The organism is Flavobacterium sp. GSA192 (assembly GCF_006386525.1).
In the GTDB taxonomy this organism is placed as follows: Bacteria; Bacteroidota; Bacteroidia; order Flavobacteriales; family Flavobacteriaceae; genus Flavobacterium; species Flavobacterium commune.
The window spans coordinates 1-777 of the sequence record NZ_VAHC01000014.1 but is presented as its reverse complement, the minus strand read 5'-3'; the positions used below and the strand labels follow the sequence as shown (position 1 = coordinate 777).

Here is a 777-nt window from a genome sequence, read left to right as displayed (position 1 = left end):
TAGATTTAATGTTTGTCAGTATTTTAAAGAACGTCTGCGCTGTTGCGGGTGCAAAAGTAGAACCTTTATTCGTTTTGACAATAACTTTTCGAAACTATTTTGAAAGTATTTTTTAATCAACTGAAAATCTTATCTTTATAAATAGAGTTTTTTAAGTAATTTACGATTAATAGAGCAATCTCAATCCTTTTATCACTCCAAACATGCTTTTCCAAGAACAAAAAAAAAACTTTTAATTTCGATTTTTAACTTAAAACCCAACACAAAATCCAAAAAACACTTCTTTAAAACAACATTAATACACATTAACTCACTTATACAGAAATCATCTTAAAGATACATTATAAGAAAGCTAAACTAATTACGAAGTCTTAATAATCAACCATGACTGACCTTCATGTTCTCCGGGTAGTTCCAAGAATCGGAATAATTAATCCAACAAAAGACGGATTAAAAGCAGAAAAACAATTAATGGCTGTTTTACCAAAAGAAATTTGGAACGAAATCGGCATGGTAATTTCATTCTTAGGAAGAGAAATATGCAGACCGAAGCCCAAATGTTCAGAATGCCCGATAAATTCAGTTTGTAAATATCCCAAAAAATCCATTTAAAGTAATTATAGTCAACATTCTGTATCAGGACGGGACAGTATAAAAACAAAAAACCCTATCTGATTAGGATAGGGTTTTCAAAGAAAGGCGACGACATACTCTCCCACAAAACTGCAGTACCATCTGCGCAGGCGGGCTTAACTACTCTGTTCGGGATGGGAAGAG

At 32.6% G+C, this 777-nt stretch carries 1 protein-coding gene and 1 rRNA gene; one reads left to right on the top strand and one right to left on the bottom strand.

The genetic code is table 11. From position 1 onward, the window contains the following. Positions 1-384 precede the first annotated feature (384 nt). Positions 385-612 carry an endonuclease III domain-containing protein gene (locus FDM27_RS15985; protein WP_255510576.1) on the top strand — a complete coding sequence of 76 codons (228 nt, stop codon included), beginning with the start codon at positions 385-387 and terminating at the stop codon, positions 610-612. 82 nt (positions 613-694) lie between these two features. Here the strand turns inward: FDM27_RS15985 and rrf are convergent. Next, positions 695-777 (bottom strand): 5S ribosomal RNA (rrf, locus tag FDM27_RS15980); the annotation flags it as partial.